This window comes from Pseudomonadota bacterium (assembly GCA_037200975.1).
In the GTDB taxonomy this organism is placed as follows: Bacteria; Pseudomonadota; Gammaproteobacteria; order Steroidobacterales; family Steroidobacteraceae; genus CADEED01.
In genome coordinates this window covers 887,290-910,600 of sequence record JBBCGI010000001.1, presented here as the reverse complement: position 1 = coordinate 910,600, position 23,311 = coordinate 887,290, and the positions used below count along the sequence as shown (strand labels likewise).

The following is a 23,311-nucleotide window of genomic DNA, read 5'->3' as shown; positions in this document are numbered from 1 at the left end:
ATAATGAACATCGGGGTCGAGATCAGCCTGTATCCCTTGCGTAGTGACTTCATTCCGCCAATCCAGGGATTCATCGACCGCCTCAATGCCGATGGCCGCTTCAAGGTCCTGACCAACGACATGAGCACCCAGGTCTTTGGTCGCTACGAAGAAGTCATGGACGCGCTCACTCGCGAGCTGCGCCCCACTTTCGAGCGCGACGGCAAGTCCATTTTCGTCATGAAGGTTCTCGGGCCACTCGGCTAACACGTCCTGCAATCGTGACTCTGCCCGCCGGATTGCTCAAATCCTTCGAGATCCTCGCCATGCTCACCGGGGCTGGCTACGCGATTCTCGCTGCGCGCCGCAATCGCCTGTGCTGGATTGCGGGCGCCGTGAGCTCGGCCTGCGCGGCCTTGTTGGCGGGGCTGCGGGCACTGCCGATGCAGTCGGCGCTGCAGGTGTTCTTCGTCGGGATGTCGGTGTACGGCTGGGTGAGCTGGACACGCAGTTCGACGACGGGTGACTTGCCCGTCGGCCTGTGGCCGTATTCCTGGCACATCGGCGCGGCGCTGGTGCTGCTGGTCTTGTCGTTCGGCAGCGCGCGCCTGCTCGCCGCCGAAACCCACGCGGCCTGGCCGCTGCTGGATTCGCTGACCACCTGGTTCAGCCTGCTCGCCACCTGGCTCGCCGCGCGCGCCAAACTCGAGAACTGGCTCTACTGGATCGTGATCGATGGCGCTCTGGTGTACCTCTTCTATGTGCAGGGGCTGCCGTTTCTTGCGTTGCTGAACGTGTTGTTCATCGCGATCGCGGCCGCCGGCTTCGTCGCCTGGCGCCGGCGCCTGCGGTCGCAGGCGGTGCCCGCATGATCAGCGGCATGCTGCAATACGTGCCCGGTTGCGAAGACGGCGAAGCGCCGTATTCCCAGGAGCTCATCGGCGGTGGCAAGGTCAATCGCAGCTTCCTGGTGCGCACGCGCCGCGGCCGCTTCGTCGTCCGGCTCAATGAAAACGTCGCCAACGACCCCGGCCTCGATCGCGAACGCGAGCTCACGCTGCACACCGCGGCGGCGGGCGCGGGGCTCGCTCCGCACATCATCTATGCGAGTCCCGACCGGTCGTGCCTGATCACGGATTTCGTCGACGGCCGGTTGTGGACGCCTCACTACTTCTCGCGCATGCGCGACCTGCGCTCGCTGGGCTTGCGGCTGCGCGTGCTGCACGCCGTGCCGCCGCCGCCGCTGCCGCGTTTCGATCCGCTGGCGGTCGCGCGGCGTTACGCCGACATCGTGTTGCGCAGCGAGCCGCAGGAAGGCGTGCGCATCCAGTCTTTGTTAGACCGCGGCGCCGCGGCGCTGGCGCGTTCGGGTTCGCAGCAACGCGCGGCCACGATCGTCCACAGCGACCTGCATCACGGCAACGTGCTCACGGCGGATCGCGTGTACTTCATCGATTGGGAATACGCGCAAGTCGGCGATCCGCTGCTCGATCTCGCCTGCGTCATGGCGTATTACCCGCGCGCGGTTCCGCACAGCCAGTTGCTGCTGAATGCCTCGGGCCAGGAGGAGCGCGGCGTGACCATCGACATGCTGGCCGACCTCACCAGCGTTTTCACCTTGCTGACGTATCTCTGGTATCGCGCCCGGCGCGTGGCCCGGACCGTACCGGCCACCGACCTTTCGCTCGAATCCGTCGCGTTGCGGCGCCTGCTTGCGCTGGCGCCCGACGGCCAACCTCGGCACACTAGCCCGGCGAATTTGCGCGAATCTCAAGGTGCGGTTAAGAGGAATGGCGACACTGCAGGTGATTGATCGGGATGGTGTTTCCCACGATGTGGAGTGCAAGCCCGGGTTGAAAGTGATGGAAGTGCTGCGCGAGCTGGATTACGGCGTCGCGGCCATCTGCGGGGGCATGTGTTCCTGCGCCACCTGCCACATCTATGTGGACCCGGCCTGGGTCGACAAACTGCCGCCGCCGATGTCCGACGAACGGGAGCTGCTGACGGAGCTGTCGCATTACCGGGAAAATTCCCGGCTTTCCTGCCAGGTTGAAATCACTGCGGCGCTTTCGGGTCTGAAAGTCACCATCGCGGAAGACGAATAGGAGCAGGCGGATGGCTTCGACCGCGTGGATGTATCTGTTCGCCATCCTGGGTGGTGCGCTGGCCGCGTGGCGCATCTGGCAGAACCTCAACAAGCTGCGCCAGCGCCAGAACGATTCGTGGGACGCGCGACTGATCGACCAGCTGCGCAAGCGCGGGTCGGATCCGTTCAAACCGCACGACGTGGATTTCTTCCTCGCGTTCCCGAGCACCGAAGCGGCCGAGCAGCTTGCCGTGCAGCTGCGCGGCGAGGGCTTTGATGCCGATATCGTCGATGAGCCGAAGAACGGCGATCTGCGTTACAGCCTGCATGCGCACAAGTCGATGCAGCTGACCGTGCCCGGTATGCAGGACCTCAGCCGCCGCCTCACCGACGCGGCGAAGGAGAAGGGCGGCCGCTACGACGGCTGGTCGGCGAAGCAGGTGCCGCGGGAGTAAGTCGGTGCCGGGTCGGACTTAGCAAAATGAGCCGACCGGCTCATTTTGCTAAGTCCGACCCGGCACCGACTTACTTCTTCTTCTCCGTCTGCTTCTTCACCGCCTCAGCGGCGGCCTTGATCGCTTCCGGATCGCCGAGATAGCCGCTCTTCACCGGCTTCAGGTTGTCATCCAGCTCGTACACCAGCGGCACGCCGGTCGGTATGTTGAGCTCGGTGATGTCCGCCTCGCTCACGTTGTCGAGCATCTTCACCATGGCGCGCAACGAATTCCCGTGCGCCGCCACCAGCACATTCTTGCCGGCCTTGAGCTCGGCGACGATGCGGTCGTTCCAGAACGGCAACACTCGCGCGAGCGTGTCCTTGAGCGATTCGGACGCGGGCAACACACGCGGATCGATGTTCGCGTAGCGCCGGTCATTGAGCGGATGACGCGGGTCGTCGCTCGCGAGCGGCGGCGGCGGAATGTCGTAGCTGCGGCGCCAGATCTTCACCTGCGCCTCGCCGTGTTTCTCGACGGTCTGAGCCTTGTCGAGCCCCTGCAGCGCGCCGTAGTGGCGTTCGTTCAGCCGCCAGCTGCGCTCGACCGGAATCCACATCAGATCCATTTCGTCGAGCACGCTCCACAACGTGCGGATCGCGCGCTTGAGCACCGAAGTGAAAGCGATGTCGGGCTTGAGCCCCGCCTTCTTGATCTCGACGCCCGCCGAACGCGCCTCGATACGGCCCTGGTCCGAAAGATCGACGTCATGCCAGCCGGTGAAAAGATTCTCCACGTTCCAGACGCTCTGGCCATGTCGAACCAGGATTAACTTGCCGGGCATGCGGGTACCTCTCGATGGGGCGCCAATCTTAGCGGAAATGTTCAGCGGAAATGTGCGTCGAGGCCGCGCGTGCAGCGCACCCGGCGCCGCGCCACGGTGTCTTCGAGCACCGCGATATTGGCCGGCAGCGCCGCGCGGGACGCTGCGGGATGGTGCAGGTGGCAGGCGATGCCGCCGAACAGCAGCGTCTGCCGACGCACGCCCGCAAAACGCAGGCGCGCGGCGAGTTCCTTGTCCTCGGGCCCCCAGCCTTCGATGGCTTCGTTGAAGCCGTTCACGCGCGCCAGGTCGTCGCGCCAGAAAGCCTGGTTGCAGCCCTTGATCGCGATGACGCCGTTGGCCAGGCCGCGTACCGCGGTGCTGAGCGCGGGAGAACGCAGTAGATAGGCGCGGCGCAGGCCGCCCAGGCCTCGCGACCACCACCGGGCAGGCCGGGTGGGGTCGGCGATCAGCGCGGATGTCAGCGCCGCGTCGGCATGCACGCGCACGCCCTGCGTGAAAAACCCGCGCCGCGCGAGCCGCGCATGGTCGGCGATGAACTCGGTGTGCAGCAGCATGTCGCCATCGACGAACACCAGATAGTCGAGCGAGGTGGCGGCGATCGCGAGATTTCGCAGCCGTGTCAGGCGGAATCCGCAATGCGGTTGCGAGACGAAGCGGGTGGGCAGGGCAGATAACGCACCGAAAGCCTGCACCAGCTCGCGTGTCGCCGGCCCCGACCCGTCGTCGGCGACGATGATCTCGTCAGGCGCGACGCGCTGGCGCCCGGCACTCTGCAGGACGGCAGCGAGTGCATCGGGGCGCTCGTAGGTCGTGATGACCAGCGCCACTCGCATATGCGGACGGCTAGCCGCCGGAAAGATTGCGCACCGCGTCCACACCCACGGTGAGCGTGGCGAAGTCGGCGGTGCCGACCGCGCGCATTTCCGTGAGCGTGCGCTTCCAGCCCGCAAGCAGTTCGCCGCGTTGTTCGCTCCACCGCGCGAGTCGCTCGCCGGCGCGTTTCGCGCCGCGTGTGCGCAGCACCTGTTGGGTGAGCTCACGGTGCGCGCGCATCGCGGCGTCGCGCAGACCGGTGCGCGCGGTGGCCTGCCAGGAGCCGTCGACCGGCAGCCGGTCGATCTCGCGATGCAGCCAGTCTAGGCCGAGTGCCAGGCCGACCTCGAAATACGCGCGCGCGACCTCCGCCACCGGTGCCTGCTCGCCGCGCGCCAACGCGACGATATCGAGCGCGGAATCAAGCAGCGACAGGCGTGCGACGCGGCGCGCCAGTTTCTCCGGTACGCCGCCGTTGACGAACTCCAGCAGCGATGCATCGTGCTGTTCGCGCGCGTCACCCAGCATCGCGGTGTCGATGCTGTCGACCAGCGACTCGATGGCCGGCCGCAGCTCGCGCACGGAGTTGTCGATGTGCAGATCCTTGCCGCGTTCGCGCAGCAGCCAGTAACTCGTGTGGCGCAGCAGCCGGGCTGCGCGATAGAACATGGCGTACTGCACGCTTGCCGGCACCGCGTTGTCGAGCGATTCGATCTGCGCCCACAGCTCGCGCATCGAAAATATTTCGCGCGCGATCGTGTAAGCCCGCGAGATCGAAGCGGGATTCGCCGCCGTCTCTTCCTGTGCGCGCGTCACGAACACCGGACCCATGCGGTTGACGAGACTGTTGGTCGTCGCCGTCGCCACGATTTCGCGGCGCAGGCGATGTTTCGGAATCTGGCGCGCATAGCGGCGGCGCATCGGCGCCGGGAAGTACCGCTGCACCTCGCTCGCGAAGTACGGATCGTCGGGCAGATCAGAGTCGATCAGATGATTGCTGAGCCAGATCTTGCTGTATGCCAGCACCACCGCCAGCTCCGGACGCGTGAGGCCCAGGCGCTGCTTGCGTCGCTCGAGGAATTCATCGTCGGCCGGCAGGAATTCGATGGCGCGGTTCAGGTGCCCGCCGCGTTCGAGCGTACGCACCAGGCTCTGGTATTCCGTCAAGCGTTCGGGGGCCCGTTGCTCGAGCACCGACAATGCCTGGCTCTGCAGGTAGTTGTTGCGCAGGACCAGCGCGGCCACCTCGTCCGTCATGCTGGCGAGTAGTTTGTCGCGCGCGGGGCGCGTGAGTTTGCCCTTGCGGGCCACGTCCGCCAGCAGGATCTTGATGTTCACCTCGACATCGGAGGTGTTCACGCCAGCGGAGTTGTCGATGAAGTCGGTATTGATGCGGCCGCCGGCCGCCGTGGGTCCGCCGGACTGCGCATATTCAACACGCCCGCGCTGCGTGGCGCCGAGGTTGCCGCCTTCACCGACCACCCGGGCGCGGATCTCGCGGCCATCGGCGCGGATCGCGTCGTTGGCGCGGTCGCGCACCTCGGCGTGCGATTCGTCGCTGGACTTGATGTATGTGCCGATGCCGCCGTTCCACAGCAGGTCCACCGGCAGCCGGAGGATGGCGCGCATGACTTCGACCGGGGTCGCGGCCGCGGCGTCGATGCCTAACAACGCGCGCGCCTCGCCCGAAAGCGGAATCGATTTCGCCGTGCGCGGCCAGACGCCGCCGCCGCGCGAAATGGCCTTGCGAGAGTAGTCGTCCCAGCTCGAACGCGGCAGTTTGAACAGCCGCTCGCGCTCGCGGAAACTCGCCGCGAGCTGCGGATTCGGATCGATGAAGATGTGGCGATGATCGAAAGCGGCCACCAGCTTCGTGTACTTCGACAGCAACATGCCGTTGCCGAACACATCGCCCGACATGTCGCCGACACCGGCGCAGGAGAATTCCTGGGCCTGGATGTCCAGGCCGAGTTCACGGAAGTGGCGCTTGACGCATTCCCACGCGCCGCGAGCCGTGATCCCCATGCGCTTGTGGTCGTAACCGGCGGAGCCACCGGACGCGAACGCGTCGCCCAGCCAGTGGCCATACTCGATGGAGATGGCATTGGCGATGTCCGAGAACGTGGCGGTGCCTTTGTCCGCGGCGACGACCAGATAGGCGTCGTCGCCGTCGCGACGCACGAGTCCGGGCCGGACGACCGTCTTGCCGTTGACGATGTTGTCGGTGAGATCCAGCAGGCCGCGGATGAAGGTCTGGTAGCTCGCGACGACTTCCTTCTGCACCTCTTCGCGCGAACCGCCGGCCGGCAGACGCTTCGGGTAGAAGCCGCCCTTCGCACCCACCGGCACGATCAGCGTGTTCTTGACGTTCTGCGCCTTCATGAGCCCCAGCACTTCGGTGCGGAAATCCTCGCGGCGATCCGACCAGCGCAGGCCACCGCGCGCGACGTACCCCATGCGCAGGTGCACACCCTCGACGCGCGGGCTGTAGACGAAGATCTCGAATTTCGGGCGCGGCAGCGGCAGATCCGGTATCGCGTGTGGATCGAGCTTGAAGGACACCCAGGGCTTCACGCTGCCATCGGCCGCCAGCTGGTAGTAGTTGGTGCGCAGCGTGGCACGGATGACCGCTAGGTAGGCGCGCAGGATGCGGTCTTCGTCCAGGCTCGCGACCTTGTCGAACGCGCCAAGAATGTTCTTGCGAATGCGCTCCGCCGCGCTCTCGCGCTGCCGGCCTTGAAGCGCGAATTGCGTCTCGAACAATCGCACCAGCGAACGCGTGATCGGCGCCTGCGCGACCAGCACACGTTCCATATACGCCTGGCTGAACGGAATGCCGGTCTGCAGCAGGTAGCGGCAGTAGGCGCGCAGCACCACGATTTCGCGCGCGCTCAAGCCGGCGCACAGCAGCAGGCGATTGAAGCCGTCGTTTTCGATATCGCCGCGCCAGGCGGCGAGCAATGCTTCGCGGAACAGCGGCTCGATGGCGGCGGCATCCACGCGTTTGAGGTCGCGCGCCTCGAGCTCGAAATCCTGGATCCACGCACCGCGTTCATTCGAGACGAGTTGATAGGGATGTTCGGCGAGCACGCGCAGGCCGAAGTTTTCCAGCATCGGCAGGATGTCGGAGATCGAAATGGGTTCGCCGGCGAGCAGGATCCGCAGATGCAGGCGATTGGGCGGGCCACCCGGATGCGAACGCAGATTGAGCTGCGGCACCGCGGGATCGGCCGCCAGTGCTTCGAGATCGGCGATGTCCGCCAACGCCTGCGCGGGCTCGACATCGGCCCGGTAGGCCGGCGGGAACGATTTCGCGTAGCGGCTGGCCAGCTCGACCGCGGGTTGTTCGACGCCGCGCGAGATCAGCGCCTGCTGCAGCCGGTCTTCCCAGGTCGAGGCCGCCGCGGCGATTTCGGCTTCGATGGCGACGATGTCGTCGACGGGGCGGCCACCCTGCGGCGTGCGCACCAGCAGGTGCAGCCGCGCCAGCGCCGAGTCGGAGATCTGCACCTGCGTCTCGACGTGCGTGCCGCCGAAGCGCTGGCGCACGATGCGTTCGATGCGCTCGCGCACCTCGGTGTTATAGCGATCGCGCGGCACGTACACGAGGCAGGACCAGAAACGTTCGTAGCTGTCGCGGCGCGCGAACAGGCGCACGCGCCGGCGCTCGTAGAGATTGACGATGCCGCGCACGATCGGAATGAGCTCCGCCGCGGAGGTCTGGAACAGTTCATCGCGCGGAAAAGTCTCGATGACGTTGACCACGGATTTCGCGTCGTGGCTCTGCGGCGGCAGGCCAAAGTGTTCGATGACCGCATCGACCTTGCGGCGCAGCAGCGGAATCTCGGTCGGCGCCATGTGGTACGCGCTCGAAGTCCACAGTCCCAGGAAGCGGTGTTCGCCCGTGACGTTGCCGCGTGCGTCGAAAGTCTTGACGCCGATGTAGTCGAGATAACTGCTCCGATGCACGGTCGACGGGGTGTTCGCCTTCGTCAGCACGAGCAGATCCGGCTCGCGCGCCTGTTTGCGCAGGTGACCGGTGAGCACGATGGGCGCGGGCCGCTGGCGCGAACCGCCCGAGCGCAGGATGCCGAGCCCGCTGTCAGTGTCGCGCACCAGCGCGTCGCGCGCGCGGCCGCGCCTGAGTTGATAGTGGCGGTAGCCGAGGAACACGAAGTGCCCGTCGAGCATCCAGGTCAGCAGCGCGCGTGCTTCGGCGGCGTGCGACTGCGGCACCGGTAGTTTGGCGCGACCGAGCTCGTTGGCCACGGCGCGCACCCGTTCGAGCATGCGCGGAAAATCCTGGACCGCCTTGCGGACGTCTTCGAGCGCGGTATGCAGCCGCTGCAGCAGTTCGCGCGCCTGGGCTGCGTCGCGCGGCCGGTCGATCTCGATCATCTGCCAGGATTCGCGCCGGGAATCGCCTGCGTCGGCAGAAACCGAGCGCAGGTTGCCGCTCGCATCGCGCCGGACGGCCAGCATCGGGTGCACGATGAGATGAACTCCGATGTTCATCTGACTGAACACGAGGCTGATCGAGTCGACCAGGAACGGCATGTCGGGCGCGACCACACGCGCCAGCGCGCGATGCGATGCGACGGCGGCCGCGTCGTTCAGGGCCGGCGCGAGGTCCACGAGGACCTGGCTGCTCTTGCGGCGCGCGCCGAATTCCAGATGCGCCAGCGCAGCAGCGGCGAGATCGTGAGGTTCGTGCGCACGCAGGTCCTCTTCGGCGACGCCGCGGAAATAGGCGCGGACGAAATCGCCCGCAAGGGCGCGTTTCGATGAGGGGAGTTTTCTGGCGGCGGACGCGACTATCTTCTCGATGAGCGCGAGACGGGCGGCGGGGATCTTGCCGAGCATTGCAGACTCTCTGTGGGAAGGTAGCGGCGTCAGCGCGACGGCGCGCGATTATACATGCGCTTGCAGGGCCTCACTCCGGCTGCGCGGGGCCGAGCTCGACGGCGCGGCCTAGCAGAACTCGCAGAATCCGGTCGAGGATCGCGCGATCGCGGCTGGACAACGGCGCCACCAGGCGCCGCTCGTATTCCAGCGCCATGGGCACGACCTGCGCATAGACCCGCTCGCCGGCGGTCGTGAGTTCGAGGTGCGTGCGGCGGCGATCGGCGGGAACCGTGGTGCGGCGCAGCCGGCCGGCGGCCAGCAGGGTGGCGACTGCGCGGCTCACGGCAACCTTGTCCATGGCGGTTCGCGCGGTCACTTCCGCCGCGGACAGGCCGGGATTCGCCGCCAGGATGGCCATGACCCGCCATTCGGGGATCGACAGGCCGAAGTGCAGGAAATAACTCGCCGCGATCGCGCCGCTCACGGTGTTGGACAACACCGACAGCCGGTAGGGAAGAAATTTCTCGAGATGGAGTTTCGTAGGGCGGGTCATTGGTTACAATTGAAACTAAATCAATTTCACGCCGGAGGCCAGAGATGGCTGCCACGATTCCACCTTCCTTGGCGGGCCCACTGGCCAATCCCATGGGCACCGACGGTTTCGAGTTCGTCGAATACGCAGCTCCTGACCCGAAGCTGCTGCGCAATCTTTTCGAGCAGCTGGGTTTCCCGGTCGTTGCCCGCCATCGCAGCAAGAACGTGACGCTGCATTCGCAGGGCGGTATCAATTTCGTCATCAATGCCGAGCCGTCGTCGTTCGCGCAGCGTTTTGCGCAGGCGCATGGTCCTTCGGTGTGTGCGATGGCGTTCCGCGTCGCCGACGCGGCCGCGGCGTTCGAGCGCGCCGTGTCGCTGGGCGCGGAGCCGCATCGCAGCAGCGTCGGGCCGATGGAGCTCAACATCCCGGCAATCGTCGGCATCGGTGGCTCGCTCATTTACTTCGTCGATCGATACGGCGACCAGACGATCTACGACGTCGATTTCCGCAGTGTGACACCGCAGTCGATGCAGCAGGCCGGGCTCATCGAGATCGACCATCTCACGCACAACGTCCACCGCGGCCACATGGACAAGTGGACCGGTTTCTACGAGACGTTGTTCAACTTCCGCGAGATCCGCTACTTCGACATCGAAGGGAAGAAGACCGGGTTGTTCTCGCGCGCGCTGACCAGCCCCTGCGGCAAGATCCGCATACCGATCAACGAATCGCAGGACGACAAGTCCCAGATCGAGGAATACCTGCGCGAATACAAGGGCGAGGGCATCCAGCACATCGCGCTGTCAACCGCTGACATCTACCACACCGTGGACGTGCTGCGCGGCCGCGGTGTCGCGTTCCAGGACACGCCCGAGACCTATTACGAAGGCGCCAACGCGCGCGTCGCCGGCCACCAGGAAGACATCGAGGAGCTGCGCAAGCGCCGCATCCTCATCGATGGCAATGCCACGAATCATGAAGGAGTGTTGTTGCAGATTTTCACGGCCAACGTGATCGGGCCCATCTTCTTCGAGATCATCCAGCGCAAGGGCAACCAGGGTTTCGGCGAAGGCAATTTCAAGGCATTGTTCGAGTCGATCGAACTCGATCAGATCCGCCGGGGTGTGGTTTGACTCTCGAGCTATACAGCTTCTGGCGCAGTTCCGCGTCGTATCGCGTACGCATCGCGCTCAATCTCAAGGCGCTGCCCTACGAACTGCATGCGGTGAACCTGGTGCGCGACGGCGGCGAGCAGTTTTCCGCCGCGTTTCGCGAGGTGAATCCGCAGAGCCGTGTGCCCACGCTGGTACACAACGGGCAACGGTTTTCGCAGTCGCTCGCCATCATCGAATACCTCGACGAGACGTTTCCCGATCACCGGCTCATTCCGCGCGATCCGGTGGATCGCGCGCGCGTACGCATGTTGTCGCAGATCATCGCCTGCGACATTCAGCCGCTGCAGAACACCAGCACCACGCGGTATCTCAAGGAGCAGATGCAACAGGACGATGCCGCCGTCGCCGCGTGGCTGCGGGAGTGGATCAAGCGCGGGCTCGACGCATATGACGCACACCTCGAGCGCGACCGGCTGTCGGGCAAGTTCTCGCACGGCGACACGCCGACCATGGCGGATTGCTGCCTCATTCCGCAGCTGTACGCGGCGCAGCGCTTCGGTGTCGAGCCGGCGCACTATCCACGGCTGGCCTTGATCGCGGAAAACTGCGCGGCGATCTCCGCGTTCATTCATGCCCATCCTTCGAAGCAGCCCGATGCCCACTAGCAAGGTTTACGAGAACGCGGTCGCCGCGCTGGCGGGCCTCACGCGTGACAACATGACCGTCATGTCCGGCGGCTTCGGCCTGTGCGGACTGCCGGAGAATCTCATCGTCGCGCTGCGCGATTCGGGCGCGAAGGGCCTCACCGTCATTTCCAACAACGCCGGTGTCGACGGCTTCGGGCTGGGTCTGCTGCTCGAGACGCGGCAGATCCGGAAAATGGTGTCGTCGTACGTCGGCGAGAACAAGGAATTCGAACGGCAATACCTCGCGAAGGAGCTCGAGCTCGAATTCAATCCGCAGGGCACGCTGGCGGAACGCATTCGCGCCGGTGGCGCGGGCATCTACGGCTTCTACACCCGCACCGGCGCTGGTACGGTGGTGGCGGACGGCAAGGAACAACGCGACGTGAACGGCGAGATTTTCATTCTCGAGACCGGCCTGACCGCGGATCTATCCATCGTGAAAGCCTGGAAAGGCGACACCGAGGGCAATCTCGTTTATCGCAAGACCGCGCGTAACTTCAATCCGATGATGGCGACGGCGGGACGCGTCACCGTCGCGGAAGTCGAGGAGCTGGTCGAGCCGGGCTCGCTCGATCCAGACCAGATTCACACGCCCGGCATCTTCGTGCAGCGGATCATCAAGGGATCGAACTACCAGAAACGAATCGAGCAGCGCACCGTGCGGAAAAAGGGAGGGGTCTGATGCCCTGGACGCGTGACGATCTCGCCAGACGCGCCGCCAAGGAACTGCGCGACGGGTACTACGTGAACCTCGGCATCGGCATTCCGACGCTGGTGGCCAACTACATTCCGGCTGGAGTCGACGTGGTCTTGCAGTCGGAGAACGGCATGCTGGGCATGGGGCCGTTCCCGTACGAAGGCGAGGAAGATCCGGATCTCATCAACGCCGGCAAACAGACGATCACCCAGCTGGCGACCTCGTCGTATTTCTCGTCGGCCGACAGCTTCGGCATGATTCGCGGCGGGCACATCCACCTCTCAGTGCTCGGCGCACTCGAAGTCGCCGAAAACGGCGATCTCGCCAACTGGATGGTGCCCGGCAAGATGGTCAAGGGCATGGGTGGTGCGATGGATCTCGTGGCCGGCGTGCGCCGCGTAGTCGTGGTCATGGAGCACAACTCGAAGGATGGAGCGCCGAAGTTCAAGCCGCGCTGCGAATTGCCCCTGACCGGTGCGAACTGCGTCGACATGTTGATCACCGATCTTGCGGTTTTCGAGCGCCCGGATCGCAAATCGACGTTCAAACTACTCGAGCTCGCGCCCGGAGTCACTGCCGATGAAGTACGCAAGAAGACCGGCGCGAACTTCGTCGGCTGAGAACGGCTCGTGAAGCGCCGGCAAGTGGGGTTCTTGCAGGCGCTCGCGCTGCTGGTTGTCTCCTTGGCCGCAGGCCCGGCCGCGTATGCGCAGATGGCGACCGCCCGCCTCGACGAGTTGCTTACCAATCTCGTCTCGATGGCCGAGCAGAAATGCGCCGCCAACAAGAACAATCCGCTGGTGAAGGACCTCAAGGCGCAGGGCAAGGCCGCGGAAGCATTCCAGGCGGAAGTCTCGATTCACACGCTGTGTGTCTGCATGCCGTCGCGCGCGAGGGCGTTGCTCAAGAGGCTCCCGGCGAGCGAACGTGAAACGCGTGTGTCGCAGGATGAATTCACGCGAAAGTTTCTGCCGCGCGTCGTGAATGTCTGCGCCGGTGAGGCGATGAAGGCGGCATATGCCGAGGGCTGCGCGGAACGTATGGCGCCGTATCGGCCGAACACCGCAAAGTACTGTTCGTGTATGGCGGGCCGGTTCGACGAATTGTCCGAGGCCGAGCTCAGCCAGATGGCGAAGGAGAACGCGCAGTACATGCCGGCAGCGGCGGCCGCAAAGCAGAAGGGCTTGCCGCTGCCGAAACGTACTCCGGCGCTCGATCAGATGAAGGCCTTCGATGAGGCCTGCGCGGCACCGTAGGCGCGTACATATCAAGGCAGAGGCGAAAGCCTGGGCTCACGCGGATGTGGAAGAACAATGACGTCAGCCGGCGCGTGGCCGATACACCACGGATCCTCGCTTAGAGCGTTTAAAGGGGACATGCCTATTTTTCGGCCGCCGAAAAATAGGCATGTCCCCTTTAAACGCTCTAAGCGGCGCGGTGCGCGCGCGCCAGGTATTCCTTGCTCTGCATTTCCATGAGCCGGCTCGTGGTGCGCTGGAATTCGAACTTGAGCTTCTCGCCTTTGTAGAGATCCGCCGGCGCGGCGGCGGCAGACAGGATCACGTTGACGCCGCGATCGTAGAACTCGTCGATCACGGAGATGAAACGCCGCGCGGCGTTGTCCGCGCTGTCGTCGAACACGGGCACGTTGGCGATCATCACCGACTGGTATTCGCTCGCGATGGCGACATAGTCCGAGGGGCTGCGCGGGCCCTCGCACAACGCCGCGAACTCGAACCAGATGACGTTTTCGCTCTCGCGCACGACCTTGATCTTGCGGTTGTTTACGGTAATCGTGCCGCCGGACTCCACATCGTCATCGGATAGATCATCGAACAGCTCTTCGAGCTTCTTCAATGTGTCCGTGCCGCCCGCCGGCAGGTAGATGGGCGCGGCGGTCAGCTGGCGCAGCCGGTAGTCCACTCCGCCGTCCACGGCGACGACCTCGCAGTTCTTCTCGAGCAACGCGATGGTCGGCAGGAAACGGTCGCGTTGCAGGCCGTTTTTGTACAAGTCTTTCGGCTTCACGTTCGACGTGAAGACCAGCGCGACGCCGCGCTTGAGCAAGGCGTCGAACAGTCCGGCGAGGATCATCGCATCCGCTATGTCGGAGACGAACAACTCGTCGAAGCAGATGACGCGCGCCTTCTTCGCGATCTTGTCGGCGACGCCTTCGAGCGGCGACTGCATGCCTTTCAACCGCTTCAAGTCGCCGTGCACTTCCTGCATGAAGCGATAGAAATGCGTGCGCCGCTTCGCGGGCTGCGTGAGGCTGGCGTAGAAAAGGTCCATGAGCCAGGTCTTGCCGCGGCCGACACCGCCCCAGAGATAGACGCCCTTCGGCGCGCCCGAATGCGTGAGCCCGCGCAGCAGTCGTTTGCCCAGCGGCGCCGCGGCGGCCTCGGCCAGCTCGGCGCGCAGGCGTTCGAGTCTGGCGACCGCCGCAAGTTGCGCGGCGTCGGCGGTGAAAGCGCGTTTGGCGATTTCCTGGGCGTAGAGTTTGCCGAGGACGTCGGGCGGTGAACTCACAACAGCTGGTAGTTAGGACCGGAGCCGCCCTCGGGCGTCACCCAGTCGATGATCTGGTACGGGTCCTTGATGTCGCAGGCCTTGCAATGGACGCAGTTGGCCGCGTTGATCTGCAGGCGTTTGCCGCCGGCCTCGTCATCCACCATCTCGTACACGCCGGCGGGGCAGAACCGTGTGCACGGATTGCCGTATTCCGTGGCGCAGGTGGTCGCGCAGATGTTCTTGTCGCGCACTTTCAGGTGCGCGGGCTGCACTTCGTCGTGTGCGGTCACGGCGAAGAACACCGAGCTCAGCCGATCCCGCGGCGGCAGATCGCGGTTGACCCAGTGCCGGTTCGGCGACTCGTAGTCGGCCAGCTTCTCGAGCGGCCAGGTTGCCTGGTTGCGCAAGGTCCACGGCGTCTTGCCGGCCAGCACACTTTCGATGCCCGCGTTGAGCATGCCCAGCTTCAAACCCCGCTTGAACCCGGGCTTGATGTTGCGCACTTCATGTAGTTCGGCGACCGCTTCGGTCTTGCGCCAGATGGAATCGAACCCGATGCTGGTGTCGTTCTCGGCGAAATAATCCGCGGCCGCCATGCCGCAGCGGATGGCTTGGTGGATTCCCTTGATCTTCGGCACGTTCAACGTGCCAGCGGAGTCGCCCACGAGCACGGCGCCCGGCATCTCGAGCTTGGGCATCGACTGGATGCCGCCCGCGGAAATGGCGCGCGCGCCGGCCGACAGGATCTCGCCGCCCTTGAGGAAATCGTGCATCGACGGGTGATGCTTGAACTGCTGGAACGCTTCGAACGGGAAGAAACGCGGATCGCGATAGTCGAGCCCGCTGACGAAACCGACGTACACGCGGTTGTCGGTCAGGTGATAGACGAAGCTGCCGCCGTAGGTCTTGGCGTCGAGCGGCCATCCGACACTGTGCTGCACCAGCCCCGGCCGTACGCGCCCGGGCGGAAGCTGCCACAGCTCCTTCATGCCGAGCGCATAAACCTGGGGATCGCAGCCGGCATCCAGCTTGTAGCGATTGATCAGCACCTTGGCGAGGCTGCCGCGGCAACCTTCGGCGATGACCGTGAGCCGCGCGCGCACTTCGGGACCCGGCGTGTAGTTAGGACCGCGGGAGCCGTCGTGTTGCACGCCCATGTCGCCTATCTGCACGCCGGCCACCGAGCCGTCGTCGTCGAACAGCGGCAGCGCGGCGGCGAAGCCCGCGAAGACGTCGATCCCGAGGTTCTCGGCCTGCGTCCCCAGCCATCCGACCAATCCGCCGAGCGAGACGATGAAGTTGCCCTCGTTGCGCAGGTATTGCGGAATCCACGGCACTTTGTGCGCGCGTTTGCGCCCGAGCCAGCGGAATTCATCGTGCGTGACCGGTACTTTGATGGGCAGCGGGGCGGTGCGCCATTCGGGCAGCAGCGCGTCCAGCGGGCCGGGTTCCAGCACCGCGCCCGAGAGCGTATGCGCGCCGATGGTCGAGCCCTTTTCGAGCACGCAGACGGTGAGTTCGGGCTTGCGTTGCTTGAGGCGAATGGCGGTAGCTAGCCCGGCGGGGCCGCCGCCGATGACGGCGACGTCGTACTCCATCACATCGCGTTGCGCGGGCCCGGGGCTGTTCATTTCGGCTGCATGCGAATGGCGCCATCGAGCCGGATCGTTTCGCCGTTGAGATAGGTGACTTCGAAGATGGTCTGCACCAGTGCCGCGAATTCTTCCGGGCGGCCGAGGCGCTGCGGGAACGGCACCTGTTTGCCGAGCGAATCCTGCACGTCCTGCGGCATGCCGGCGAGCATCGGCGTGCCGAAGATACCGGGGGCCAGCGACATCACCCGGATACCGAACTGCGCGAGCTCGCGCGCGATCGGCAGCGTCATGCCGGCGACCGCTGCCTTGGTGGCGGAGTAGGCCGCTTGGCCTATCTGGCCTTCGAAGGCCGCGACCGAAGAGGTGTGGACGATGACGCCGCGTTCGCCATCGGGCGAGGGCGCGTTGTGCTGCATGATCGCGGCCGCGGCCTTGTCGCAAAGGAACGTGCCAATCAGATTGATGTGCACGACCTTGGCGAAGAAATCGCCGGCCATCGGGCCGTTCTTGCCGAGCACGCGGCCGGCGCCGATGACGCCGGCGCAGTTGACCAGCAGGTTGATGCCGCCCATGCCGGCGCGCGCAGATTCCATCGCGGCATTCACTTCGGCTTCGGATGTGACGTCGCACTTGGCGAAGCCCGTTCCGCCGCCGAGGGTCGTAGCCGCCGCAAGCCCCGGGCCTTCCTGCACATCTAACAACGTGACGCGGCCGCCGGCCGCCACGATGTGGCGCGCCACGGCATGACCGAGTCCTGAAGCGCCGCCGGTAACCACGGCGCGCGCATCCGCGATTTTCATGGAGCGAATCCTCTCATCCGGTTCGGAAGCGCCGACAGCATATCGAACCGGCGCGCCCTGCGGCACTTCCCTTACTGCACTTCGATGGCGATCGCCGTGGCTTCGCCGCCGCCGATACATAACGACGCGATGCCGCGCCCGCCGCCGCGTGCGCGCAGGGCATGCGCGAGCGTCGCAACGAGCCGCGCGCCGGTGGCGCCGATCGGATGCCCGAGTGCGCAGGCCCCGCCATTGACATTCGTGCGCGCGTGATCGAATCCCACGTCGCGCATGGCCGCCATGGTGACGGCCGCAAACGCTTCGTTCACTTCGTACAACGCGACGTCGCCGGCCTTCCAGCCGAGCCGCGCGAGCAGCTTGCTGATCGCGCCGGCCGGGGCGGTCGTGAACCACTCGGGTTCCTGCGCAAAACTCGTGTATCCCAGGATTCGCGCGAGCGGTTCGATGCCGCGGCGCCCGGCTTCGGCGGCGCTCATCAGCACCACGGCGGCGGCGCCATCCGAGATCGACGACGAGGAGGCGGCGGTCACCGTGCCGTCCTTGCGGAACGCCGGCTTGAGCGTCGCGATCTTCGCGAGGTCGACGGTGAACGGAGTTTCATCGCGCGCAACTATGGTCTCGCCCTTGCGGCCCTTGACCGTCACCGGGACGACTTCCGCGTCGAACGCGCCGCCGTTGACCGCTTTGAGCGCGCGCTGCGTGGATTCGGTGGCGAATGCATCCTGGTCGGCGCGCGAGAACGAATACTTCTGCGCGGTGGCTTCCGCGAACACACCCATGAGCTGCCCGTCGAACGGGCTCTGCAGTCCGTCGTAGAACATGTGATCGAGCACTTCGCCGTGTCCCATGCGTAATCCAGCGCGCACCTTGGGGAGTAGATAGGGAGCGTTGCTCATCGACTCGAGCCCGCCGGCGACGGCGATCGAGATGTCCCCGGCGCGCAGCTGGTCTGCGGCCATCATCAGGGCCTTCATGCCGGAGCCGCACATCTTGTTGATGGTGGTGGTCGGCACACCTTTGGGAATGCCGGCGCCGAGCGAGGCCTGCCGCGCGGGAGCCTGCCCCAGGCCCGCCGACAGCACGCAGCCCATGAGCACCTCCTGCACCTCGGTGGCCGCGATCTTCGCGGCGGCGAGTGCGCCCGAAATCGCGGCGCTCCCCAGCTGTGGCGCGGTCGCACCCGCGAGCGCGCCCTGGAAGGCGCCGATGGGGGTGCGCACGGCGGCGGCGATGACAACCTGGGAATCGGAATCAGGGGAAGCCATGAGAGTTCTCCATCAATCGCGGCCGCGCAGGCCTCTGTTGAAAACGTCTATGAAGCGATCGGCAATTTCTTCGGGCCCGAGCGTCGCGTCTTCGCGATACCAGTGACCCATCCAGTTGAGCGCGCCGGCCAGCGCGAACGCGGTCATGCGCGTGTCGCAGGCGCGGATCGAACCGTCCGCCACGCCGGCCTCGATCAGCGCGCGCATGCGCCGGTCGATGCCGGCCTTGAGTAGTTTGATGCGGCGGCTCATCGAGGCGCCCAGGTGCTGGTCCTCGGCGCGCAGCATGCACCAGCCGAAGTCCCCGACGATCGCGGCCGCATAACCGCGGATGAATGCGAACAGCCGCTCGCGCGCCGGGCCGCGGGCCGCTTCGCATTGCTCGAGTGTCTGCTGGATTTGCGCCAGCCCCGCCTTGAAACACTCGAACAACATGGCCTCCTTGTTGGGGACATATATATAGAGCGTCGGCTTGGTGACCTTGAGGCTGGCGGCCAGATCGTCGAGCGAGGTCTTGTGATAACCGCGTTGCCGGAAGGCGCGGGCCGCGGCCAGGATCACCGCCTCGCGCTTGAGCGCGTTCTGCAGGCGCGGCCGGCGCCGACCCTCCCAAGGCGAGGGCGCCCGTAACTTCTTGCGGGCCCGAGTTTTTGGCTCGTATTTTGGGGCGGCTTCGGACACGGCTCGGGGGCTCTCACGTGATTCGAGGTGCGGCTTCATGTTACTGTGCGGTAACCGAACTTACCAGCCAGTAACATGAAGCCACCAGAGCCGGGCAGGCCGTTGCGTTTCGTCTCCGCCGCGTCGCTGTTCGACGGCCACGATGCCGCCATCAACATGATCCGACGGCTGCTGCAATCCGGTGGCGCCGAGGTCGTGCATCTCGGCCACAACCGCAGCGTGGCGGACATCGTGCGCGCAGCCATCGCCGAGGACGCCGATGCCATCGCGGTGAGCAGCTACCAGGGCGGCCACAACGAATACTTCCGCTACATGATCGACATGCTGCGCGAGCATTGCGCCGGGCACATCCGCGTGGTGGTCGGTGGCGGCGGCACGATTTCCGCCGATGAAATTGCCGCGCTCGAGAAGTACGGCGTCACGAAGATCTATACGCCCGAGCATGGGCGCCATCTCGGCCTCGTGGGAATGATCGACGACGTGTTCGCGCGCGTCGGCCGGCGCGATCACCCGGGAACGGGTGAGATCGTGCCCGGCGTCGAGGATCACGGGGCGATCGCGCGCGCCATCACCTTGCTCGAGGGCGGCGGCAGCATCGACGGCGGTGACGCCGACGACCTGCGCCGCAAGTTGTCGACGCGGGTGGTCGGTCCGCGGCCCGCTCCCGTGGTCGGCCTGACCGGCACCGGCGGCGCGGGCAAGAGCTCGTTGACCGACGAACTGCTGCAGCGATTCCTGCGCGTGTTTCCGCGGGCGAATATCGCGGTGGTCGCGATCGACCCGACGCGCCGCCGCTCCGGCGGAGCCTTGTTGGGCGATCGAATCCGCATGAACTCGCTGAGCGCGCCGAATGTCTTCATGCGTTCGCTCGCGACGCGCCGCCAGCACCTGGCCACCAGCGCCGTGTTGTCCGATGTGCTCGCGTTGTACCGCGCCGCCGGCTTCGATCTCATCGTCGTCGAAACGGCGGGAATCGGACAAAGCGACACGGAGATCGTCGATCTCGCCGATCTTTCGCTGTACGTGATGACCGCCGAATACGGCGCGGCCAGCCAGCTCGAGAAGATCGACATGCTCGATTTCGCCGACATGATCGTGCTCAACAAGTTCGAGAAACGCGGCGCGGAAGACGCGCTGCGCGACGTGCGCAAACAGTGGCGTCGCAATCATCCGGAGCGCATGCAGATCGACGATGCGGAGGTGCCGGTGTTCCCGACCATCGCGAGCCGCTTCAATGATCCCGGCGTGAACAAACTGTTCGTCGCGTTGTGCGCGGCGCTGGAGAAAGAGGGCGGCGAACAGGGAACGTGGCGCGTCGATGCCGCGAAGGCCGGCCTGCCCACGGAATTCCGCTCGCGCGATCCGCTGATCCCGTCCGCGCGTGTGCGTTACCTGGCCGAGATCGCGGCGCAGGGTCGTCAGGCGCGCCAGGCCGCCGAACAGCGTGCCTCGGCCGCGCAACGCGCGCAGGGGCTGTTCATCACGCTCGAGACGGTGGGCGACCCATCGATCCCGGCGCCGCTCGCACGGGCCCAGTTGAATGGTGCGAGCGATGGATTGAACGACGTGCGCGAGGCGTACAACCGGGCGCTCGACGACATGGGGCCGGAGGCCATCGCGCTGCTGGAGTCGTGGCCGGCGCGCCGCGCGGGTGTCGTCGCCGACGAATATTCCTACACGGTGCGCGGCAAGGAAGTACGCGGCGCCAACTACAGCGAATCGCTGGGCCACAACCCGATTCCCAAACTCGTGCCGCCTGCGCCGGCCGGCTGGGGCGAGACGCTGCGATTCCTGCAGAACGAGAACCTGCCGGGCGCATTCCCCTACGCGGGCGGCGTTTATCCGTATCGTCGCGAGGAAGAAGATCCCACGCGCATGTTCGCCGGCGAGGGAGCGCCGGAGCGCACCAACCGCCGCTTCCATTACCTGGCGGCCGGCCACGACGCCACGCGCCTATCTACCGCGTTCGACTCGACCACGCTGTACGGCGAGGACCCGGACCTGCGGCCCGACATCTTCGGCCGCACGGGCAATTCGGGCGTGTCGATCGCCACGCTCGACGACATGAAGAAGCTGTATTCCGGCTTCGATCTTTGCAAGCCATCGACCTCGGTCTCGATGACGATCAACGGGCCGGCGCCGATGATCCTCGCCATGTACATGAACACCGCGATCGACCAGCACGTCGAGCGTTTCCTGCGCGCGAACGGACGATGGGATGACGCGCAAGCCGCGCTCGCCAACATTACGGACCGGCCGAAGTACCACGGTGAGCTGCCGCCGACACACGGCGGCGATGGTCTGGGTTTGCTGGGCGTGAGCGGCCGCAAACTCGTATCGCTCGGCCTGCTCGATTCCGCGGATTACGAACGCCTGCGTGCGGAGGCGTTGTCCCGCGTGCGCGGCACCGTGCAGGCCGACATCCTCAAGGAGGACCAGGCGCAGAACACCTGCATCTTCTCGACGGAATTCGCGCTGCGCATGATGGGCGACGTGCAGGAATTCTTCAGCGCCAACAACGTGAAGAATTTCTACTCCGTCTCGATCAGCGGTTACCACATCGCCGAAGCGGGCGCGAACCCGGTGACGCAGCTGGCATTTACGCTGGCGAACGGTTTCACCATCGTCGAGTACTACCTGGCGCGCGGCATGAAGATCGATGACTTCGCGCCGAACCTCTCGTTCTTTTTCTCGAACGGCATGGACGCCGAGTACGCCGTGATCGGCCGCGTGGCGCGGCGCATCTGGGCGCGCGCGATGAAGGACGTCTACCAGGCCGGGCCGCGCAGCCAAATGTTGAAGTACCACATCCAGACGTCCGGCCGGTCGCTGCACGCGCGTGAAATCCAGTTCAACGACATCCGCACCACGCTACAGGCGATGTACGCGCTGTTCGACAACTGCAATTCGCTGCACACCAACGCCTACGATGAAGCGCTGACGACGCCCACGGAAGAGAGCGTGCGCCGCGCAGTGGCGATCCAGCTCATCATCAATCGCGAGCTGGGCCTCAACAAGATCCAGAACCCGTGGCAGGGCTCATACGCCATCGAGGCGCTGACCGATCTGGTCGAGGAGGCCGTGTACAAGGAATTCGAATCGATCGCGGAGCGCGGCGGCGTGCTCGGTGCGATGGAGACCATGTACCAGCGCGGCAAGATCCAGGAAGAGAGCATGCACTACGAGATGCGCAAACATGACGGCTCGCTGCCGATCGTGGGTGTGAACACCTTCCTGGCCGAAAACGGCGCGAGTGATTCGACCGCGGCGCCGCTGTTCCGCGCATCCGATGAGGAACAACGTTCGCAGGTGGATGCGGTGCACGCTTTCCAGGCACGCCACGCGGCGGAGGCGGGGGCGGCGTTGCAGAAGCTGCAACAGGTTGCGGCCGCGGGCGGTAACGTGTTCGCGGAACTGCTGGAGACGGTGCAGGTCTGTTCGCTCGGGCAGATAACCCGCGCGTTGTACGAAGTCGGCGGTCAGTACCGCCGGCACATGTAGCTAGCCGTCCGTGCCGGTGCCCTTTCCGTCCAGATCCGGCTCGCCTAACTGCTCGAGGATCGCCGCGCGCGACCGATCGCGCAGCGCAAGTGCCGGATCCTCATCGGGTGCCGGCGCGGGCGCCGGCACGATCGCGGCGCCGTAGCGCACTTCGAGCGCGCCCGGCCGCGGAAACACCCGCGTCGCCGGCATGTTGCGCCGCGTGCCGAGAATCACCGCGGGGACTACCGGGCAGCCGGCGCGCGCCGCGATGGCGAACGCCCCGGTGTGGAATTTTCCGAGGCCGACTTCGCTCGTGAAGGTGCCTTCCGGAAAGAACACCAGCGAGTGTCCGCTCGCCGCGGTCCGCAATACGCGCCGCGCATCGGTGCCGCCCTTGTGGCGGTTGAACCGGTCCACGAATTCCGACCCGATGCGGCGCAGCAGCACGCCCGCGACCGGAACGTCGTTCATCTCGCGCTTGATCACGAAGCCGAAGCGGGGCGGCAGCGCCGCGGCCATGACGACGCCGTCGAGGTAACTCGCGTGATTGGCCACCACGACACACTGACCCTTTGGAAGATTTTCAATTCCGCGCAGACGCAGCGGCATGCCGGCCAGCAAGAAGAATGTCCGGGCCGCGATGCGGGCCGCGCCGCGGCGGGCGGTGAGCGTCGGCAGCAGCAGGACCAGCACCAGCGCCGTCAATGCAACCGCCAGGAACAGCAGCGCGGCATACAGACCGTAGACCAGCCGCAGCGGTACGGAGATCACCGGGGTCCAGGGAGCGCGTGCTGGGGGCGGACTCGACGTCATGCGGCAGTTGTGGCCCGCGCAGGGGTGCGTTTCATGTGAACCAGTTCTCTTTATGTTAATGGTTTCGCCGAGCTGTGAAGGTCATCACGCCGGGGCAACACCCCCCGTCCCCATACTGCCGTG

General features: G+C 65.6%; 21 protein-coding genes. 11 read left to right on the top strand and 10 right to left on the bottom strand.

Annotated features, from left to right (window positions below; translation table 11 throughout):
* The first annotated feature begins 3 nt into the window (after window positions 1-3).
* Genes WDO72_04045 through WDO72_04025 form a run of 5 tightly spaced genes read left to right on the top strand, consistent with a single transcriptional unit; the run spans window position 4 to window position 2,520 of the window.
* Complete coding sequence (locus tag WDO72_04045) at window positions 4-246, top strand: YkoF family thiamine/hydroxymethylpyrimidine-binding protein (GenBank protein ID MEJ0084825.1); 243 nt, start codon at window positions 4-6, stop codon at window positions 244-246.
* 14 nt (window positions 247-260) lie between these two features.
* Window positions 261-851: a nicotinamide riboside transporter PnuC gene (pnuC, locus tag WDO72_04040; GenBank protein ID MEJ0084824.1), complete on the top strand. Its 591-nt coding sequence runs from the start codon at window positions 261-263 to the stop codon at window positions 849-851.
* Window positions 848-1,792, top strand: coding sequence for a phosphotransferase (locus WDO72_04035; GenBank protein MEJ0084823.1), 945 nt, complete (start codon window positions 848-850; stop codon window positions 1,790-1,792). Before pnuC ends, WDO72_04035 begins: the two co-directional genes overlap by 4 nt.
* Entirely contained in the window at window positions 1,770-2,084 is a 315-nt protein-coding gene (locus WDO72_04030) for a 2Fe-2S iron-sulfur cluster-binding protein (protein MEJ0084822.1), read from the top strand. Before WDO72_04035 ends, WDO72_04030 begins: the two co-directional genes overlap by 23 nt.
* Before the next feature lie 10 nt (window positions 2,085-2,094).
* Window positions 2,095-2,520, top strand: a complete 426-nt coding sequence (locus WDO72_04025; protein MEJ0084821.1) for a ribonuclease E inhibitor RraB — start codon at window positions 2,095-2,097, stop codon at window positions 2,518-2,520.
* A gap of 70 nt (window positions 2,521-2,590) precedes the next feature.
* Here the strand turns inward: WDO72_04025 and gpmA are convergent, their stop codons facing one another.
* From gpmA to WDO72_04005, 4 genes are all read right to left on the bottom strand, one after another.
* Window positions 2,591-3,343: a 2,3-diphosphoglycerate-dependent phosphoglycerate mutase gene (gpmA, locus tag WDO72_04020; GenBank protein MEJ0084820.1), complete on the bottom strand. Its 753-nt coding sequence runs from the start codon at window positions 3,341-3,343 to the stop codon at window positions 2,591-2,593.
* A gap of 41 nt (window positions 3,344-3,384) precedes the next feature.
* Complete coding sequence (locus WDO72_04015) at window positions 3,385-4,179, bottom strand: glycosyltransferase (protein ID MEJ0084819.1); 795 nt, start codon at window positions 4,177-4,179, stop codon at window positions 3,385-3,387.
* A gap of 10 nt (window positions 4,180-4,189) precedes the next feature.
* Window positions 4,190-9,022, bottom strand: coding sequence for an NAD-glutamate dehydrogenase (locus WDO72_04010; GenBank protein MEJ0084818.1), 4,833 nt, complete (start codon window positions 9,020-9,022; stop codon window positions 4,190-4,192).
* A gap of 70 nt (window positions 9,023-9,092) precedes the next feature.
* Window positions 9,093-9,557: a MarR family transcriptional regulator gene (locus tag WDO72_04005; protein MEJ0084817.1), complete on the bottom strand. Its 465-nt coding sequence runs from the start codon at window positions 9,555-9,557 to the stop codon at window positions 9,093-9,095.
* 44 nt (window positions 9,558-9,601) lie between these two features.
* Here WDO72_04005 and hppD point away from each other — a divergent pair, with 44 nt between their 5' ends.
* Genes hppD through WDO72_03980 form a run of 5 tightly spaced genes read left to right on the top strand, consistent with a single transcriptional unit; the run spans window position 9,602 to window position 13,296 of the window.
* The gene (gene hppD / locus WDO72_04000; protein MEJ0084816.1) at window positions 9,602-10,675 is read left to right on the top strand and encodes a 4-hydroxyphenylpyruvate dioxygenase; all 1,074 of its coding nucleotides are present in this window, start codon (window positions 9,602-9,604) and stop codon (window positions 10,673-10,675) included.
* A complete protein-coding gene (gene maiA, locus WDO72_03995; protein ID MEJ0084815.1) occupies window positions 10,672-11,322 on the top strand; it encodes a maleylacetoacetate isomerase in 651 nt (216 codons plus the stop codon). The genes hppD and maiA overlap by 4 nt, the downstream gene beginning before the upstream one ends.
* Window positions 11,312-12,025, top strand: a complete 714-nt coding sequence (locus WDO72_03990; protein MEJ0084814.1) for a CoA transferase subunit A — start codon at window positions 11,312-11,314, stop codon at window positions 12,023-12,025. The genes maiA and WDO72_03990 overlap by 11 nt, the downstream gene beginning before the upstream one ends.
* Window positions 12,025-12,660: a 3-oxoacid CoA-transferase subunit B gene (locus WDO72_03985; GenBank protein MEJ0084813.1), complete on the top strand. Its 636-nt coding sequence runs from the start codon at window positions 12,025-12,027 to the stop codon at window positions 12,658-12,660. Before WDO72_03990 ends, WDO72_03985 begins: the two co-directional genes overlap by 1 nt.
* Before the next feature lie 9 nt (window positions 12,661-12,669).
* The gene (locus WDO72_03980; GenBank protein ID MEJ0084812.1) at window positions 12,670-13,296 is read left to right on the top strand and encodes a hypothetical protein; all 627 of its coding nucleotides are present in this window, start codon (window positions 12,670-12,672) and stop codon (window positions 13,294-13,296) included.
* 169 nt (window positions 13,297-13,465) lie between these two features.
* On the opposite strand, the gene zapE is transcribed toward WDO72_03980, so the two are convergent.
* The 5 genes from zapE to WDO72_03955 all read right to left on the bottom strand — a co-directional run bounded on the left by zapE (window position 13,466) and on the right by WDO72_03955 (window position 18,772).
* The gene (gene zapE / locus WDO72_03975; GenBank protein ID MEJ0084811.1) at window positions 13,466-14,569 is read right to left on the bottom strand and encodes a cell division protein ZapE; all 1,104 of its coding nucleotides are present in this window, start codon (window positions 14,567-14,569) and stop codon (window positions 13,466-13,468) included.
* Window positions 14,566-16,182 (bottom strand): electron transfer flavoprotein-ubiquinone oxidoreductase, encoded by a 1,617-nt coding sequence (locus WDO72_03970; protein MEJ0084810.1) that lies wholly within the window; start codon window positions 16,180-16,182, stop codon window positions 14,566-14,568. Before WDO72_03970 ends, zapE begins: the two co-directional genes overlap by 4 nt.
* Window positions 16,179-16,946, bottom strand: a complete 768-nt coding sequence (locus tag WDO72_03965; GenBank protein ID MEJ0084809.1) for an SDR family NAD(P)-dependent oxidoreductase — start codon at window positions 16,944-16,946, stop codon at window positions 16,179-16,181. The genes WDO72_03970 and WDO72_03965 overlap by 4 nt, the downstream gene beginning before the upstream one ends.
* Before the next feature lie 71 nt (window positions 16,947-17,017).
* Complete coding sequence (locus WDO72_03960; GenBank protein MEJ0084808.1) at window positions 17,018-18,211, bottom strand: acetyl-CoA C-acyltransferase; 1,194 nt, start codon at window positions 18,209-18,211, stop codon at window positions 17,018-17,020.
* Window positions 18,212-18,223: 12 nt separating this feature from the next.
* Window positions 18,224-18,772, bottom strand: a complete 549-nt coding sequence (locus tag WDO72_03955; protein ID MEJ0084807.1) for a TetR/AcrR family transcriptional regulator — start codon at window positions 18,770-18,772, stop codon at window positions 18,224-18,226.
* A 195-nt stretch (window positions 18,773-18,967) separates the two neighbouring features.
* Here WDO72_03955 and WDO72_03950 point away from each other — a divergent pair, with 195 nt between their 5' ends.
* On the top strand, window positions 18,968-22,393 hold the full coding sequence (locus tag WDO72_03950) for a methylmalonyl-CoA mutase family protein (protein ID MEJ0084806.1): 3,426 nt from the start codon (window positions 18,968-18,970) through the stop codon (window positions 22,391-22,393).
* Here the strand turns inward: WDO72_03950 and WDO72_03945 are convergent, their stop codons facing one another.
* Window positions 22,394-23,188: a lysophospholipid acyltransferase family protein gene (locus WDO72_03945; GenBank protein ID MEJ0084805.1), complete on the bottom strand. Its 795-nt coding sequence runs from the start codon at window positions 23,186-23,188 to the stop codon at window positions 22,394-22,396. It abuts the gene before it with no gap.
* Window positions 23,189-23,311 lie beyond the last annotated feature (123 nt).